The sequence below is a fragment of the Nitrospira sp. Ecomares 2.1 genome, assembly GCF_965152585.1.
The window spans coordinates 2,810,228-2,826,554 of sequence record NZ_OZ224219.1; the positions used below are offsets into that span (position 1 = coordinate 2,810,228).

Here is a 16,327-nt window from a genome sequence, read left to right on the forward strand (position 1 = left end):
AAATTTCCGAACCTATTCATTTTGAACTTAAGGCAAGCACCATCGGGTGGGTGGGCATGCCCTTTCTATCATTAATCGTGATCTCGCCCTGGTCTTAAAAAACATTCAAATCCTAGATCAAACCAAACACCATACTGTCTCATTTGTGAATCGTCTCTGCTTATGATTAAATTAAACAGTCGGAGATGTCATTATTCCTCTCACCTGTGAGGTTACCCATGACGACAGAACGGTTCTCACGGTTTTCAATTCTCTCCCTGTCCTTTGTCGCATGCTTGGGATTGGGCCTGACGGGCGTCATCGCTCATGCTCAGCTCGAAACTGAACCTCATCCGCTGGATACCTTCATAAAAGGGGTTACCAATTTTTCTGAACCCACGGGTGTCCGGGGCACCGTGCGTTATATCGAAAAAGACCGTGAAACACTCTGGTTGAATTGGAAGCAACGATCGGATGCAAGACCGTTGTTCGAAACCGGATGGAAGTTCGTTCCCGGGGATGCTACCTTAGCGGTCCACCCACGGGATTCCGAACAGTGGGAAAAACTGTTAAACCTTTCGAAAGATTTGCCTCTGGAACTGATCATCCAGGACGACGGAAAAGGTCACCGCCATATTCTCTCCTACCAGGATATTTCCGGTGGGCCCAAAGTCCCGCTCTAACCCCGAACCCGTGTTTCTCCAGCCGCACCGATTTTTCCTGCCAGATATTAAGCCAATGGCTACATCCGGTCTTCGTCGTGGTCAATGAGGCCGGTCCAGGTTGTGATGTGTGAGAGTTCCTCCACTGAAACCCCACGCTTTTCAGCCAAGGCCGCTTTATTTCTATCGAATGCTTTCTGAGCCATTTCAGCCTTTGGTCCGAACGTGAGGACCATGTTGTTCCATTCGGCCTTTTCTTCTTCACTCAGGCTTTTCCCGTTGGACTTCACCCAGTCGGCAATCTCCCCATCCATACCACCTTGCAGCACCCGCTTTTCAATATCGGCTCCTTCTATTTCCAGTTTATCCAGGAGATATTTGTCGAGTCCGGCCGTCAGATAATTGTAATCTTGAATTTGTCCCGCATTGCGCATACGGATTTTATCGATGAGCCGTCCGAGATGGCAAAGGCCACCGACCTGTTCTTTGGGACTGCGTGGATATTGTGCTGTGGTCATTGGTCATACTCCTTTGTGATAAATGAATCTATGAAAACGTCAGATGTGGCTCCTACGTTATACCTCGTGAGGGGCCTGAAAGGAAATGGCGGCCCAGGATCAAGCCCAGTCATATCAACGGGCTTGTACTCTCTCCAGAATCTTCTGGCAGATGGACCCTGGGTAGTAACCGGAAGGTGAGGACAAACCTAACGATGGATTCCGGTGAATGATGTCGGAAATGACAGAGGAGCTTTAATCCAGCTTAGACCAACAGGAGACCGACCGCTCTGGCTTTAATGGCGGAGGCGGACTGCCACCATTTATCGAATCCTTTGGGGCCGCCAAACGGGAAACCTGCTCGCACTTCCTTATAAATGGGATACCGATGTCCCCCTGTTTGATGAACCGGCACGGCGCGTTCGATGAGGTTGAGTAACCATTCGCCCTGGCCTCCCTTCAACCTCACTTCTTCATCCGTTGTCCGGTTCGACAACATGATTCTGTATTGCTCGCCATTTCCCCGATCAACATCCGGCTGCCCGCCGATCCAGACGAATTTTCGCTCTAACCTGGAATGGTCTTCCCGCTGTTCGCTCTCCAAGACCTGCTGGACCCAGGTGCGTTTGACCTTTGGTTTCGGGACCCGCTCCGGAAACCATTCCCTGACATCCCTGGTCAATTCCACCCCTTCTTTGTAATGCCAAAGCGCGGCTCGCAACCCCTCTCCGATCCATTCCGGCATAGACGCCAGAGCATCCACATGAACCAGATCATTTTCCGCAAACCCTCCGAATGCCGGTCCGACGAGCTGAATGCCATAGGCTTGGGGATTGATGCCGATGGGACTGTGGGCAGTGGTGGTAAATCGATGCCAGAAGGCTGATTGTATGAGATCATGAGCAAATAATTGACGCACACGTTCGAGGCTTTCAATGGTTTCACCGATCGTTTCGCTGGGAATCCCATACATGAGATAGGCATGCACCAAAATGCCTGCTTCATGACAAGCCTGAACGACTTGAACGGTTTGGTCGACGGTAATGCCCTTTTTGACCAAGGCCAGCAGACGATCGCATGCCGCCTCTAAGCCGGCACTCAACGCAATGCAACCGGAGGCGGCCAGCAGACGACAGAGGTCCGGCGTGAATGCCGGTTCGAACCGGACGTTTCCCCACCAGGAAATAGTGACGTCCCGTTCAAGCAGAGACAGCGCCAGATTTTTCAATCCCGCTGGCGGAGCGGCCTCATCTACAAAGTGAAACCCGCGACTTCCCGTTTCATCGATCAGGGCTTCGATACGATCTACCAACAATTCGCCCGGTGAGACTTCGTATCGGCCGATGTAGTCCAATCCCACATCACAGAACGTACATTGCTTCCAATAACACCCATGCGCCACCGTTAATTTATTCCAATGCCCATCGGACCAGAGCCGATGCATAGGATTTAAGGTATCCAGCACGGAAATATACTGATTGAGAGGTAATCCGTCGTAGGTTGGGGTTCCCACTTCAACCTGCGAAACGTCCGGCTCGCTGGCTCCATTCTGCCAGACGACATGCCGCCCTGAACGAAGAAACGTCCGGCACAGATCGGACTCTCGTCGTTTTCCCTCCAGGTATTCCAACAAACAGAGGAAGGGCCGCTCTCCATCGTCAAGCGTCACGAAATCGACGACTTCAAACAGTCGAGGTTCGTGCAGTCTGCGCAACTCCGTATTGGGATACCCTCCCCCCAGCACCACTTTGATTTCCGGCTTTTTGTCCCGCAATTGTTGACCCATTCGAAGTGCGCCATACAGATTGCCGGGAAACGGCACCGAAAATCCGACGACAGCGGGTTGATGCCGGTCCACATGCTGCCAGAGCGCTTCGACCATCCATTCATCCGTGAGACTCATGGGTTGGGCCAAGGCTTCTTCAAGACGATCATAGGAATTGGCCTGCATGGCAATGGATTCGGCATAGCGACTCAACGCAAAGTAGGGCGTAATGGTCGCCTGAACGAGGTCGGCAAGATCTTCGAGGTACAAGGTTGCCAGATGCTTGGCATGGTCGGCTTGATTGTGTGAACGATGTATTCCATTTTGGTCATCTGAATGCTTCGAGGCAAAGCGTGGACCTTCTGGAAGGAAGATGCCCTGACAGATGCGCGAAGCGAGGGTGGGATTTCGTCCCTGCAAAAAACTAATCACCGGATTGATTGTCTCGACATATGCGCGTTCCAAGCTCAGCATTTGTCGTGCTTCACCAGGAAGTTCCTCAAGTGGAGTCTTCCTGAGTTCGGCAAAGACCCGGCTCAAGCCCCCATGTGAGAACAGGGCCAACACCATCTCAATGCCAACGTCAGCCTGGTGCGTGCGATACCCTTGTGACCGCAAAAACCCTGTCAAATAGGCCGTAGATGGATACGGCGTATTGAGTTGAGTCAAAGGAGGGATAATCAGGAGGATAGCTAATTCAGACATGATCGGTTGAGATGCTGATCGGTCAATCCGAATACCGGTGATTGGCTATTCGCCTGGTTATTGAGATGGCAAGGCCTTGTCAAGGAAACGGGAAAGCTTACCCCAGTGAAGCAAAGAGGACAAGTCAGAACTGAGGAGAGTATCCGGAAGGATTGAATAATGCTGCGGTGCCTGCGCCGGAGCTTCGGCAGACAGTTCGGCAGACAGGTTAGCGGCGTTCACTGATCCATGAATCATGAGAAAAATACCGTGGCATATTAAAAACGCTCAGGAGCCAATCAGGTGTCTGTCCATTTCCCATGGCCACGACATTCTGCTCAGGAGTCCAGCAACCGGATCCGGCACCCAAATCAGTGCGTCAGATTATGTGAAAAGAGCATATCGTGCGGCCTGGCATTCCTCCTTTGACCGGCCCCCCCGCTCCTCGTCGAGTCACATCGCAACGTCTGGGTCGAACGGTTGCTTGCAGGGAGACCCAGGCCTCCCCGCAACAGTTTGCCGGTTACTGGACCGTCACCGAGATGCTGTCGCTTGCCGCGAGGTGGTCATGATCGTGGGTAGCGGCCTGCACCTTGATTTCGTGCTTGCCTTTGCTCAGGCCCTCGAATGTGCCTGAGAATTCCTTTTGGGGTTCACCGTCCAGATAGACATGGCCATGCGCGGCCTGGGAACCTTTGACGAGTTCGTACGTAAGTTCAAAAGTGTCCCCCACCATAGCTCCATCCTTCGGCGACGTGATTGTAATCTTCGATCCATCATCGATGTCGGCCAGTGCAGGGCTGATTGAGACAGCCAGACAGGCGACGAGAAGCGTAAGAACGAACAAGAACTTTTGTTTCATGATGACCTCCTATGAATAAGCCTGGAAGATTATGCTCCAGACAGTTAGTAATGACACATCCCACAGGGACGTTGTCCTCTCGCACTGTTGAGTCTCACACTGATTGGGTTTGGGATTGGGATTGGGAGGAAGTCGAATAGCCACTGGTGCGGAAAAATGCCAACGCGATCAAGTTTGAAAGCTGGTCAAAATTCTCAAGCATCTGGCCCAGAAAAAGTGATAAACCTGTGGAATAGACCTCTTGCAAGCTGCCAAATTCCAGATCCGCCGCCAAGGCCCCACTTAATCTGATCGCCTGACGGGTTTCGGCCCGCCGACTACTTCCGGCTAACCGTTCCACGACTTTACTGATTTGCCCCGTCGTGTATCGGACGGATCGAGGAAATTTATCATGAAAGAGGAGAAACTCCACGATGCGTTTCGGCACCAACTGTGCCGAGTAAAACTTCCGATAGGCCTCGAAGGCGCTGGCTGATTTTAACGCGGCTAAACACTGATGATATTCGGAAATTCTCCTGGGTTCAGTCGTGGGATCACTGAGAACAGGAATATCAATGAGTCGAGCCGTCCGACCACCCCGCTCAATGTTCAGACCCAACCGGTAAAAGTTCCATCCCTCATCATGTACCATCGTGCTGCCGACAACCCCGTCCAGTGTGTAGCAGGTATTCCGTACATACCTGAGCAAATCGTGTGTATCCGACCACAGATCAAGTTCGGTCTTTCCCTTGAGGCTGAGATAAAAATCATTCATAAAATGCCAGACTTCGCTGGACAACTGATCCTGGATTCCGCGGGCGCTATTTCTCGCGGCTGCAATCAGATTGGTCAGCGAATTCGGATTGTCACGGCAGAGGGTAACAAATTCCATGACCGGCCGAGTCTGCACTTCCCCAAAAATTTTGGTATAGGCCTCAAGTTCCCCGGTATCCTCTAAATATCGAGTCCAGATATTGGCCTGGTCTTCTTGAGTTGCGATTTCGGTGAGCAAATGAAAATGCACATTCACGAACCTGGCGGTATATTCAGCCCGCTCCACCGAGCGCCCGATCCAGAAAAACGATTCTGCCGTTCGACTCAACATGGTCTATTCATCCCCATAGAGAACCCACGTGTCCTTACTTCCTCCGCCTTGGGAAGAATTCACCACCAGGGAGCCTTCCTTTAAGGCCACACGGGTCAACCCTCCCAAGGACAAGGAAATTTCCTCCCCCCAGAGCACAAACGGCCGGAGATCGATATGGCGCCCGACCAATCGCATGTTCTCTTCTCCATCCACGATACAGGGATGGTGCGAGAGGGTCACCACCGGCTGGGCAATGTAGCTGCGTGGATCGGTTTCGATTTTCTTCCGAAACTCTTCCTGCTCGGCTTTGGTCGAACTGGGTCCCATCAACATCCCATACCCGCCTGACTCCCCCACGGCTTTGACGACTAACGACCCGAGGTGGTCCAACACATATTTCCGGTCTTCCGGATTCCCGCACAAATAGGTCGGGACATTTTGCAAAATCGGTTTCTCGCTTAAATAGTAGTCGATCATCTTCGGTACGAAGGTGTAGACCGCCTTATCGTCCGCGATCCCGTTGCCAATGCCATTGGCCAGGCCCACATTTCCTGCCCGATAGGCCCGGACCAGGCCGGGAACACCTAACACGGAATCCTTGCGAAAGACTTCCGGATCGAGGAAGGCATCATCCACCCGACGATAAATGACATCCACCTGCTCGAGACCTTGGGTGGTCTTCATATACACCTTATCATCAGATTCCACGACAAGGTCCCGGCCTTCCACCATTTGAATTCCCATTTGTAAAGACAAAAAGCAATGTTCAAAGTAGGCGGAGTTAAACACACCGGGAGTCAGGAGGACGACGGTGGGATTTTCCTTGCCAAGGGGAGCCAGCCACTTGAGATTCTCCAGGAGCTGCGTCGGATATTGATCCACCGGCCGGACTTGCATGTCGGCAAACAGGTTGGGAAACAGTTGCTTCATGACCAGTCGGTTTTCCAGCACGTACGACACACCTGAAGGTGTCCGGAGATTATCCTCAAGCACGTAATAGCTGCCTTCATGGTTTCGAATTAAATCGATCCCCGATACATGGATGAACACCTCTTTGGGCGGGCAAAAACCCACCAGATCTTTTTGAAAATGTACGGAACTTTCTATGAGTTCGCGAGGCACCACCTGATCGTTCAGAATCCGTTGATCGCCATACAAGTCCACTAAAAACATATTCAAGGCCATGACGCGTTGGCGAATCCCCTCTTCAATGACTCGCCATTCGAGATCCGGGATGATCCGTGGCATCAGATCAAAAGGAAAAATCTTCTCGGTTTGTTGGAGATCGCCATAGACGGTAAAGGTGATCCCCTGCCGCAAAAAGGCCTGATCGGCCTGACGCCGTTTCAATTCCAGATCTTTCGAAGAGAAATTCCGTAACCGTTCGACGAGACGCCGATAATGACGACGCGGAACGCCGGACGACTCAAACATTTCATCGAAACCTGATTTCATCTGATAGCGGTCAAATAACGATTTCACAACCCTATCCTTTGATCAGTGGCCTCTCGGCAAAAAAACGTTCTCGCCGGAATTTACGGAAAAGAGTGTAACATAGCCGGCCGGGACAAGGGCAATTTCAACAAAAGAAAAATGCTCATGCAACGCTTTTGTTGGATTGGTGATTACACAGTCTCATCAAGTTCGATGATGCAAAACGATTAGGGACGATGCTAAGATTCCTCAATCGGTTCACGTGAAGAGGGCTATTGCATTCTTTCGCTTTCCCTATCACCAACACAGGTATTCAATCAGCTCTTAATTCTTCATGGCACTCCACGTCGCACTCAATCACCAAACTCATTATCGCTACGATCGGCTCGTTCAGATGGGGTCTCACGTCATCCGGCTGCGGCCGGCTCCCCATAGCCGGACGCCCATACTGAGTTACGCACTCAAGATTGAGCCCACCGGGTATTTTCTGAACTGGCAACAGGATCCTCACGGCAACTATCTGGCGCGGATTATTTACCCCGAAAAGGTTCGGGAATTTCATGTGGAAGTCGACCTTGTGGCCGACATGGTCGTCTATAACCCCTTTGATTTTTTTCTGGAGCCTGACGCCGAGACACTTCCCTTCAACTATGATCCTATGGTCAAAGAAGATCTGCTGCCGTATTTGGCCAAAGAACCACCTGGCCCTCGACTGCAGGAATGGCTGCGATCATTCACCGCGCCACACGAAGATCCGACCGTTCCCTTTCTCATGAGTCTCAATCAGCAACTCAAGTCTCAAATCGACTACGTCGTCCGCATGGAACCCGGCGTGCAAACCCCTGATGAAACGCTTGAGCTTGGCCGTGGATCGTGCAGGGACACCGGTTGGCTCCTCGTGCAGATCCTTCGCCACCTTGGCATTGCCAGTCGATTTGTCTCCGGCTATTTGATTCAGCTTGTCGCCGATGTGAAATCGTTGGATGGTCCATCTGGTGCCGATCATGACTTCACTGACCTTCACGCCTGGGTCGAGGCCTATCTGCCTGGAGCCGGGTGGGTGGGACTGGATGCCACCTCCGGCCTGTTGGCCGGAGAAGGGCACATTCCGCTTGCCTGCACGCCCCATCCGCTGACCGCCGCGCCCATTAGCGGGGTTATGGATATTTGCGAAACGACATTTTCCCATGAGATGTCGGTCACTCGTATTGTTGAAACGCCACGAGTCACCAAGCCCTACACCGAGGAACAATGGCAAGCCATCGACACATTTGGACAACGGCTGGATCAGGAAATGGCGGCCAATGATGTCCGGCTCACCATTGGCGGGGAACCCACCTTCATCTCCATTGATCATCCCGATGCTCCTGAATGGAATACCGAGGCCGTCGGCGATACGAAACGCCCGTTGGCGGCCAAACTGATCAAACGCTTGCGGGAGCGCTTCGCTCCGGGCGGACTTCTGCACTTTGGCCAGGGAAAATGGTATCCCGGCGAACCATTGCCACGTTGGGCATTTAGTCTCTATTGGCGACAGGATGATAAACCGATCTGGCAGGAAGACCAGTTCTTTGCCGAGGAAAATCAGGTCTCAAACATTTCAGCCGATGATGCCAATCACTTCATTCAGGGAATCGCCAAGCGGGTAGAGGTGGGCACCAAAACCATTCAACCCGTCTATGAAGATCCCTGGCATTTCATCGGTCAGGAACGAAAGCTGCCGGAAAACCTCGAACCGGCCACCAATAATCTCGACGACCCCATGGCTCGTGCCCGGCTCGCCAAGGTGTATGAACGCGGTCTGGGCAAACCGGCCGGCTATGTCCTGCCATTGCAACGCTGGAATGCCAAGGACGGACCTCGTCGCTGGGTCACCGCGGCATGGACCACCCGCAGTCAGCACTTGTTTTTGGTCCCGGGTGACTCGCCAATCGGTTTTCGATTGCCCCTCCCGTCATTACCGGTTATTGATCCCAAAGACTATCCCTATATCATTCCGACGGACCCATTCGACATCCGGGGGCCCCTACCCGATCCGATTCAGGAATCCTCCCTTCAGGAACGCCGGCTTCAGAAACTACAGGGAGAAGGGGGGCCACATGAACCGGCTCAAGTGATCATGGGACAAAAAAGCGGGGTCGGCGCAGGAGGTGTGGTTCGCGCATCTCTCACGGTGGAACCTCGTAACGGGCACCTCTGCGTGTTCATGCCGCCTCTGGAATCGGCTGAAGATTATCTTGATCTGGTCGCCGTCGTTAAGGACACCGCTGCGGAATTAAACCAGCCGATTCACTTGGAAGGCTACACGCCCCCCTATGACCCTCGTATCAACGTTTTGAAAATCACTCCTGATCCTGGAGTGCTCGAGGTCAATATCCACCCCGCGAAAAATTGGGCGGACATGGTCGCGATTACCACGGCCATCTATGAAGAAGCGAGGCTCTGCCGATTAGGCACGGAAAAGTTCATGTTGGATGGACGACACACGGGAACCGGGGGAGGCAATCATGTGGTCATGGGAGGCAGCACCCCTGCCGACAGCCCCTTTCTGCGTCGGCCCGACCTCCTCCGGAGCCTGATCGCCTACTGGCAACGTCACCCTTCCCTCTCCTATGTTTTTTCCGGCCTATTCATCGGCCCGACCAGTCAGGCTCCCCGCATCGATGAAGCCCGGCATGATTCCTTGTATGAACTAGAACTGGGATTTGCCCAGATTCCTCCCCCCAACGTCGAAGCACCCCCACCTCCGTGGTTGGTCGATCGGATCTTTCGAAATTTGCTCATTGATGTCACAGGGAATACGCATCGCACGGAAATTTGTATCGACAAACTCTATTCCCCTAATGGCCCGACCGGTCGACTCGGATTGGTGGAATTCCGGGCCTTCGAGATGCCGCCCCATGAACGCATGAGTCTGGCTCAACAGGTTCTCCTCCTTGCGCTCGTCGCCCGTTTTTGGAAATCTCCGGACCAGGGAAACCTTGTTCGATGGGGCACCCAACTCCATGATCGCTTTATGCTCCCACATTTCCTCGCTCAGGATCTCCATGAGGTCATCCAAGAGATGAACCGCGCCGGGTACGAACTGCATGAAGACTGGTTCGCGCCTCACCTGGAGTTTCGTTTTCCGCTCTTTGGTTCGATCAACTATGGCAGTCTGGTCATGGAAGTTCGACAGGCTCTGGAACCATGGCATGTGATGGGAGAACAAGGAGCCCCTGGAGGCACTGTGCGATATGTGGATTCTTCGGTCGAACGGCTACAGATCAAGCTGTCCGGGTCAACAGAAAACCGTTATATCATCGCCTGCAATGGCAAACGCATACCGATGGCACCAACCGGACGGCAAGGAGAGGCGGTCGGCGGCGTCCGGTACCGGGCCTGGCAGCCTCCAAACTGTTTACATCCGAAGATCGGAATTGACGCCCCGCTGACTTTTGACATTTACGATCAATGGGCCCAACGGGCGGTTGCCGGGTGCACCTACCATGTGGCCCACCCGGGCGGACGAAATTTTGAACATTTCCCCGTCAACGCCTATGAAGCCGAAAGCCGCCGGTTGGCCAGGTTTCATGCCTTTGGTCATACCGCAGGACCCTATGCCGAACCACCAGATACTTCTCGCCCGGAATTTCCTTGTACCCTCGACCTCCGTTGGCCGGCGTAATCACGTAACCTAGACAGTGTATTCAGGAAACGGTAAGGTAATTTTGATCGTCTCTCGAAAAACAACACTCTGATGGATTCCATGGCGGCCCCCCTTTCTCCCGAACCACCGGATTCCCTTTCCCAGCCCTCAAAGATGTACCCGCCTCAACCGGATACCTTTGATGAACTCGTGGCGTCTGACGGGTCCGTCCGTTCACATTGGCAGAATCTGTTGAAACAGTTCGGGAGCCTGGACGCCACCCAGCGCCGTCAGGCTCACGAAACTGCCGCACGAATGTTGAAGGATGACGGCATGACGTATCTTGCCGGTCAGAATGGACGACAATCTGACAGACCCTGGCAGCTAGACTTATTTCCCCTGTTAATCAGCCAGGAAGAATGGCAACACCTTGAATCAGGCCTGATTCAACGAGCCCGCCTCCTCAACCATATCTTGAGCGATTTGTATGGCCCCCAACAATTGCTGAAAAACGGCACGTTACCCCCTGCTGTCGTGTTTGGAAATCCCCAGTTTTTGCAGCCCTGTCATGGCGTACCGGTGGTGGGAGGCACATACTTACATTTCCTGGCATTCGATGTGGCGCGGGCACCGGACGGAAATTGGTGGGTCTTGCGGGATCGCACCGAAGCGCCCACCGGTGCCGGATTCGCCCTCGAAAATCGTATTATCGTCTCCAGGTCGTTACCCAACCTGTTTGCCCGGACACAGGTCCAACGACTCTCCTCTTTTTTCCAGACCTTCAGCGAGAGCTTTCGCCAGTTTTCCCAACGGGAAGATCCCATGGCGGTCGTGCTCTCACCAGGCCCAGAAAACATGGCGTATTTTGAACATGCGTACCTGGCCCGGTATCTGGGATACCCGATCGTCGAAGGGTCGGACATGACCGTACGTGATGAACGGCTGTTCCTGAAAACGGTCGATGGTCTCAAACCCGTTGATCTGGTCTTGCGGCGGATTTATTCCGACTTGTGCGATCCCCTCGAATTGATGACGGAATCCAGCACAGGTGTCCCTGGGTTACTTCAAGCCATTCGAGCCGGACACGTCACGATGGCCAACGCGCTCGGGAGCGGATTGATCGAAAGCGAAGTCCTCTTAAGCTTTCTGCCGACGTTATCCAAATTCTTTTTTGGTGAAGGGCTTAAAATTCCCAGTGTCGCCACCTGGTGGTGTGGACAAGCCAACGAGCGGGCCTACGTGCTTGACAATATGGATCATTTGTTAATTCGTCGCGTATTGACCCCCAAGCGGGGCCTCACCCACGACCGTCTGTCTTCCTTCGGGCCTGACCTGAATGAGCAAGACCGTAAAGCCCTGGCTCAAGCCATTGCCCGGCGTGGGCATGAGTACGTGGGACGTGAAATCGTTTCCCCATCCACGACTCCATTTTGGACGTCTCAGGATGAACTCAAACCCGCCCCCATGACCGTCCGCATTTATCTGACAGCCACAAAGGACGGCTATACCGTCATGCCTGGGGGACTGGCTCGCGTATCGGTTCAATCAGATCCCCGTGGTCACTGGCATGAGCCCGGTGATTTCAGTAAAGACACCTGGGTGAAAGCGAATGGTCCTCTTGATATCCCGGCAGCCGTGACTCTTCCCCATCATACGCTTCAGCTTCGGCGAGGAGGACGGGACCTACCCAGTCGAACCGCTGACAATCTTTTCTGGCTGGGACGTTACACGGAACGCGCTGAGGGCGCGATCCGTTTATTACGAAGCCTGGTCCTACGCATGAGCGGAGAGGCAGGAATCGGAGATGATCCCGAGACCCTGAATCGTTTAGTTTCCCTACTCGTGATGCAAAAACATTTATCCCCCCGTCGGGCCAAACGCGCGGTAGAAGGCGGAGCCGGTGCGGTGGAGGCGGAACTCCGAACGATTTTATTTGACCCGGATTCGCCGGACGGCCTGGCAACCATTCTCCAGAATGTGCGACGCACCGCAGAACTGGTCCGCCACCGGTTGTCTCTCGACACCTGGAATATTTTAATGGAACTCACCGGCGTGCCGAAGGAATGGGCCCAGACCAAAGGACAAAGCATCGACGATGCCATTCGCCTACTGAGCCGGATGATACAACATCTGGCCGCGTTGAATGGGATGGTTATGGAAAATATGACTCGCAGTTATGCCTGGCGTTTTTTGGAAATGGGACGGCGCCTGGAACGCGTGAGACATTTATCAAAACTCATCCGTCATTTGGCATCACGAGGGACACCGGAAACCACCGGCGCCCTCAATCTGCTTCTGGAATTAGCCGACGCCTCCATTACCTACCGAACCCGCTATAAGGCCGAAGCCAAACTTGCAGCGGTCTTGGATTTACTGTTGGCCGATGACACCAACCCCCGTTCAATTATTTTCCAATTATCCACAATCGAGGCACACATCAACGCGTTGCCTCGAGAGGAAGCCGCTGCTTCCATCAACCCGGCACTAAGGATTACCACACGTGGGTGGACGGATATTCGACTGGCCGACATGATGGAACTCGCTCAATCCACGACAAAAACCGGAGTGCGAGTCAATCTGGAACGTCTCCTCAAACAACTGGATCAACATGTGCATCAACTCTCCGATGTCGTGGCTCATACCTTTTTCAGTCATTCATTGGCTCAACGCATTTCCGGGCCTCAATGGCTTGAGGGCATTCCGTGAAATATCAGGTCACTCACCGGACAACTTTTGCCTATACACAGCCTGTTGCCATTTCTCATCATGTGTTGCGTCTCACTCCCCGGTCCCATCCCCGACAACATTGCCTCCGATCGATGATGACGTTTGACCCGACGCCATCTGTCCGTTCAGATGGCATAGACTATTTTGGGAACCCGATCACCCATTTGACCATTCAAACGCCCCATCCCGAATTGATCGTCGAAGCCAAAACCTTAGTGGATGTCATGAAGCCTGATCCTATCCCATTGGATCAAAGTCCGCCCTGGGATCAAGTCGTCCAACAACTCCAGAATCCGTTGGATACGCCGAATCTGGAAGCCCAACAATTTATGTATGACTCCCCGTACATCACCATGGACGATGCCACATATGATTTTGTCCGTGAGTGTTTTCCAGCCGGACGCCCCCTTCTGGCCGGAGTCATGGATTTAACCAGCCGAATTTTTCAGGAATTCACGTACGAAGGAGGTGTGACGGAAGTTTCCACACCGGTTCAAGATGTCCTCACCTCACGGAAAGGCGTGTGCCAGGACTTTGCGCATTTGGAAATCGCCGCACTCCGCAGCCTTGGTGTGCCCGCACGGTATATTAGTGGATACCTTTTGACGCATCCACCTGAAGGACAGGAGAAACTGGTAGGTGCCGATGCCTCACATGCCTGGTTGGCCGCATGGAGTCCCGGCCTCGGGTGGGTCGACTTTGATCCCACCAACAATATCATTCCCGGCGATGAACACATCACCTTGGCCTGGGGACGGGATTATGGAGATGTCAGTCCGATTAATGGCTTCATGGTTGGGGGCGGACACCATACTCTCGCCGTGTCCGTGGACGTCAGCCCCGCTCCACATCCTTCACTCGTATAATTCTGATTATCAATCCGGAAAATGTCAGTGGTCGATTCGTTAATTCCCGCCGCAGTGTCTTAGAGAATTCGTGCGATAGCCCTTTCTCCTTTATCCTACAGCAAAATGATCATGCATTATTGCATGAACAACAGACGCCGGGCCTGTCAGAACAATATCCAAAACTTTAGCTTTCCTCCTCTTAAGACAAAATCCCTGAAAACAGTTCCACCGCTGATTTGCCTTGCAAATGCGAGAAACACTCGAGGCTTGTTCCGACCCTCTGATTCTGGAGGAGATTATCGGATTTCCTGGGAGTTCCCATTGGTGGCTGCGGAAGTAACCGGCTCGGACCAGTCGGCGTACAAGGCAACCAGGTCTTTGGTGGGTAACGGGAAAAAGCCTGATTTGGCAACAACCTGTTGGCCTTCCTGACTTACCGCAAACTTGATAATCTCCGACAGGAGAGGAGAATCCTGTGCTTGTGGGGAATGATTCACATACAGATAGAGCACCCGACGAAGTGGATAGGATCCATTGCTCGCGGATTCAAATGTCGGCTCGACAAAAGACTCCCCTTCCTCGGTAGCCACATGCAGGGGTTTGACGGAATCGGTGCGATAGCCGATTCCACTATACCCTATGGCATAAGGATCATTCATAACGGCATGGACAACCGACGCGGCGCCTGGTTGAACCGCAACCGACTCTTTATCTTTTCCACCCATCAAGACTAATTCTCTGAAAAATTGTCCGGTTCCTGAATTGGAATCCCGAATTTGCGCAAGGATAGGCGCTTGTTTCCAGCTTCCGGAAAGGCCCAACTGGCCCCAAAGGTCCAGAGACTCCTGAGCCCCTCGTCGCCTTTCGGAGGAAAACACAGCATCTAATTGTTGAAAGGTGATTTGGTCGAGCGGGTTATCCTTATGCACAAAGACGGCAAATGCATCCACGGCAACGGGTACCGTAGTGGGTGCGTACCCTAGCCGTTTGGTGAATAGCTCGATTTCCTCATTTTTCAGCGGACGGGACATGGCCGCCATGTGGGTCTTCCCACTCATTAATGACTCAAATCCGACTTTGGAACCCTCCGTGTCCAGGGTAATGACCAAATGAGGTTGAACTTTTCCCAACTGGTCTTTCCATTTCTTCAGAATTGGGTCCATGGTATTGGAGCCCACTATGTTGATCTTCCCTGATACGTCACTTTGTGAAGCGTAATGAGGAATCTGTTGATCGATAGGGGGAAACAGATCGTGTTCTCCCATAACAGGTGTCCCAACCAACATTACGCCCAACAAAACACTGGACTTAAGGACCTTGAGTCTTGTCAATTTCATGTTCGCCCCTCGTAGTAAGGATTAATATGCCTTCTTGTCTCTCATGCCACCATTTTCACAAAAATTGAAAGAAGCCTTCCCTCATTCTCACATTTTCTATTATTGAGGATAGAGCCTACCTGCGTATTATGTCGGTATTATGTCTCGCATGTTACAAATACGTTAACTTTTATTTGAGGACTCCCTGCTGGAATTTATCGTTTTGAACGTATCAATCGGAGGTACCTTCGTTAGAAAACCTAATCTATCCAAACTATCCAAAATACTGTACGACTGCATCCATGAAACCTTGACTCACAATAATGGTCCATATTAAATTCTATTCATATGAATACATAATCATATTAAATAGATTTTTACATTCAAAAATTTTCATTCCACCCCATGAAAACAAAGATTACATCCCCCGCTTGTGCGGAAAAATTGAAAGTGTTATCGGACCCAACCCGCCTCGGCGTGCTTGAATCACTCATGTCAGGGCCGAAAAATGTCGGAGAACTCATGGGTGAGTTGGATGTTGAACAGAGCTTATTGTCCCACCATTTGGCCATCCTTCGTGACGCAGGCTTAGTGGAGTCCTCGCGGGAAGGGAAAACCATGATTTACCAATTGCCGGAATGCGTCGCAGATTCTACGGCGGGCAAGGCCATCAATCTGGGGTGCTGCAAAATTTCCTTCGATTAACGCGTCGTTCTTTACCCTTATGGTTTTTTCGTCTTTTTTTATTTTCGTACTAAGAGTTATCCTGATTAGCCATTTTTTATGGACATTCCCGCCGTGGGAATATCCGATCGCCCGGGCAGAAGACACAAGACTGATCATCTCCGGCTCCAGCACC

General features: G+C 52.3%; 11 protein-coding genes. 5 read left to right on the forward strand and 6 right to left on the reverse strand.

What is annotated here, in order from left to right; all coding sequences use genetic code 11:
- Nucleotides 1-218 precede the first annotated feature (218 nt).
- Nucleotides 219-662: a hypothetical protein gene (locus tag ACWHYD_RS12370; protein WP_447962343.1), complete on the forward strand. Its 444-nt coding sequence runs from the start codon at nucleotides 219-221 to the stop codon at nucleotides 660-662.
- 59 nt (nucleotides 663-721) lie between these two features.
- On the opposite strand, the gene ACWHYD_RS12375 is transcribed toward ACWHYD_RS12370, so the two are convergent.
- The 5 genes from ACWHYD_RS12375 to ACWHYD_RS12395 form a co-directional block, all read right to left on the reverse strand.
- On the reverse strand, nucleotides 722-1,159 hold the full coding sequence (locus ACWHYD_RS12375) for a DUF5069 domain-containing protein (protein ID WP_447962344.1): 438 nt from the start codon (nucleotides 1,157-1,159) through the stop codon (nucleotides 722-724).
- A 244-nt stretch (nucleotides 1,160-1,403) separates the two neighbouring features.
- Nucleotides 1,404-3,608 carry a B12-binding domain-containing radical SAM protein gene (locus ACWHYD_RS12380; RefSeq protein WP_447962345.1) on the reverse strand — a complete coding sequence of 735 codons (2,205 nt, stop codon included), beginning with the start codon at nucleotides 3,606-3,608 and terminating at the stop codon, nucleotides 1,404-1,406.
- 502 nt (nucleotides 3,609-4,110) lie between these two features.
- On the reverse strand, nucleotides 4,111-4,449 hold the full coding sequence (locus ACWHYD_RS12385; RefSeq protein ID WP_447962346.1) for a hypothetical protein: 339 nt from the start codon (nucleotides 4,447-4,449) through the stop codon (nucleotides 4,111-4,113).
- A 94-nt stretch (nucleotides 4,450-4,543) separates the two neighbouring features.
- On the reverse strand, nucleotides 4,544-5,533 hold the full coding sequence (locus tag ACWHYD_RS12390) for an alpha-E domain-containing protein (protein WP_447962347.1): 990 nt from the start codon (nucleotides 5,531-5,533) through the stop codon (nucleotides 4,544-4,546).
- Nucleotides 5,534-5,536: 3 nt separating this feature from the next.
- A complete protein-coding gene (locus tag ACWHYD_RS12395) occupies nucleotides 5,537-6,997 on the reverse strand; it encodes a circularly permuted type 2 ATP-grasp protein (RefSeq protein ID WP_447962348.1) in 1,461 nt (486 codons plus the stop codon).
- A 286-nt stretch (nucleotides 6,998-7,283) separates the two neighbouring features.
- Here ACWHYD_RS12395 and ACWHYD_RS12400 point away from each other — a divergent pair, with 286 nt between their 5' ends.
- From ACWHYD_RS12400 to ACWHYD_RS12410, 3 genes are all read left to right on the forward strand, one after another.
- Nucleotides 7,284-10,616 (forward strand): transglutaminase family protein, encoded by a 3,333-nt coding sequence (locus ACWHYD_RS12400; RefSeq protein ID WP_447962349.1) that lies wholly within the window; start codon nucleotides 7,284-7,286, stop codon nucleotides 10,614-10,616.
- 81 nt (nucleotides 10,617-10,697) lie between these two features.
- On the forward strand, nucleotides 10,698-13,283 hold the full coding sequence (locus tag ACWHYD_RS12405; RefSeq protein WP_447962350.1) for a circularly permuted type 2 ATP-grasp protein: 2,586 nt from the start codon (nucleotides 10,698-10,700) through the stop codon (nucleotides 13,281-13,283).
- Nucleotides 13,280-14,170 carry a transglutaminase family protein gene (locus ACWHYD_RS12410; protein WP_447962351.1) on the forward strand — a complete coding sequence of 297 codons (891 nt, stop codon included), beginning with the start codon at nucleotides 13,280-13,282 and terminating at the stop codon, nucleotides 14,168-14,170. Before ACWHYD_RS12405 ends, ACWHYD_RS12410 begins: the two co-directional genes overlap by 4 nt.
- 278 nt (nucleotides 14,171-14,448) lie before the next feature.
- Here ACWHYD_RS12410 and ACWHYD_RS12415 read toward each other — a convergent pair whose 3' ends face one another.
- Nucleotides 14,449-15,489, reverse strand: coding sequence for a PstS family phosphate ABC transporter substrate-binding protein (locus ACWHYD_RS12415; protein ID WP_447962352.1), 1,041 nt, complete (start codon nucleotides 15,487-15,489; stop codon nucleotides 14,449-14,451).
- A gap of 384 nt (nucleotides 15,490-15,873) precedes the next feature.
- On the opposite strand from ACWHYD_RS12415, the gene ACWHYD_RS12420 reads away from it, so the two are divergent.
- The gene (locus tag ACWHYD_RS12420) at nucleotides 15,874-16,173 is read left to right on the forward strand and encodes an ArsR/SmtB family transcription factor (RefSeq protein ID WP_447962353.1); all 300 of its coding nucleotides are present in this window, start codon (nucleotides 15,874-15,876) and stop codon (nucleotides 16,171-16,173) included.
- Nucleotides 16,174-16,327: the final 154 nt, after the last annotated feature.

Bases quoted from the DNA above. Each gene is read 5' to 3' on its own strand.
- ACWHYD_RS12385 (WP_447962346.1), bottom strand. From the start codon at position 4,449: ATGAAACAAAAGTTCTTGTTCGTTCTTACGCTTCTCGTCGCCTGTCTG.
- ACWHYD_RS12405 (WP_447962350.1), top strand. From the start codon at position 10,698: ATGGCGGCCCCCCTTTCTCCCGAACCACCGGATTCCCTTTCCCAGCCC.
- ACWHYD_RS12390 (WP_447962347.1), bottom strand. From the start codon at position 5,533: ATGTTGAGTCGAACGGCAGAATCGTTTTTCTGGATCGGGCGCTCGGTG.
- ACWHYD_RS12380 (WP_447962345.1), bottom strand. From the start codon at position 3,608: ATGTCTGAATTAGCTATCCTCCTGATTATCCCTCCTTTGACTCAACTC.
- ACWHYD_RS12375 (WP_447962344.1), bottom strand. From the start codon at position 1,159: ATGACCACAGCACAATATCCACGCAGTCCCAAAGAACAGGTCGGTGGC.
- ACWHYD_RS12415 (WP_447962352.1), bottom strand. From the start codon at position 15,489: ATGAAATTGACAAGACTCAAGGTCCTTAAGTCCAGTGTTTTGTTGGGC.
- ACWHYD_RS12400 (WP_447962349.1), top strand. From the start codon at position 7,284: ATGGCACTCCACGTCGCACTCAATCACCAAACTCATTATCGCTACGAT.
- ACWHYD_RS12420 (WP_447962353.1), top strand. From the start codon at position 15,874: ATGAAAACAAAGATTACATCCCCCGCTTGTGCGGAAAAATTGAAAGTG.
- ACWHYD_RS12370 (WP_447962343.1), top strand. From the start codon at position 219: ATGACGACAGAACGGTTCTCACGGTTTTCAATTCTCTCCCTGTCCTTT.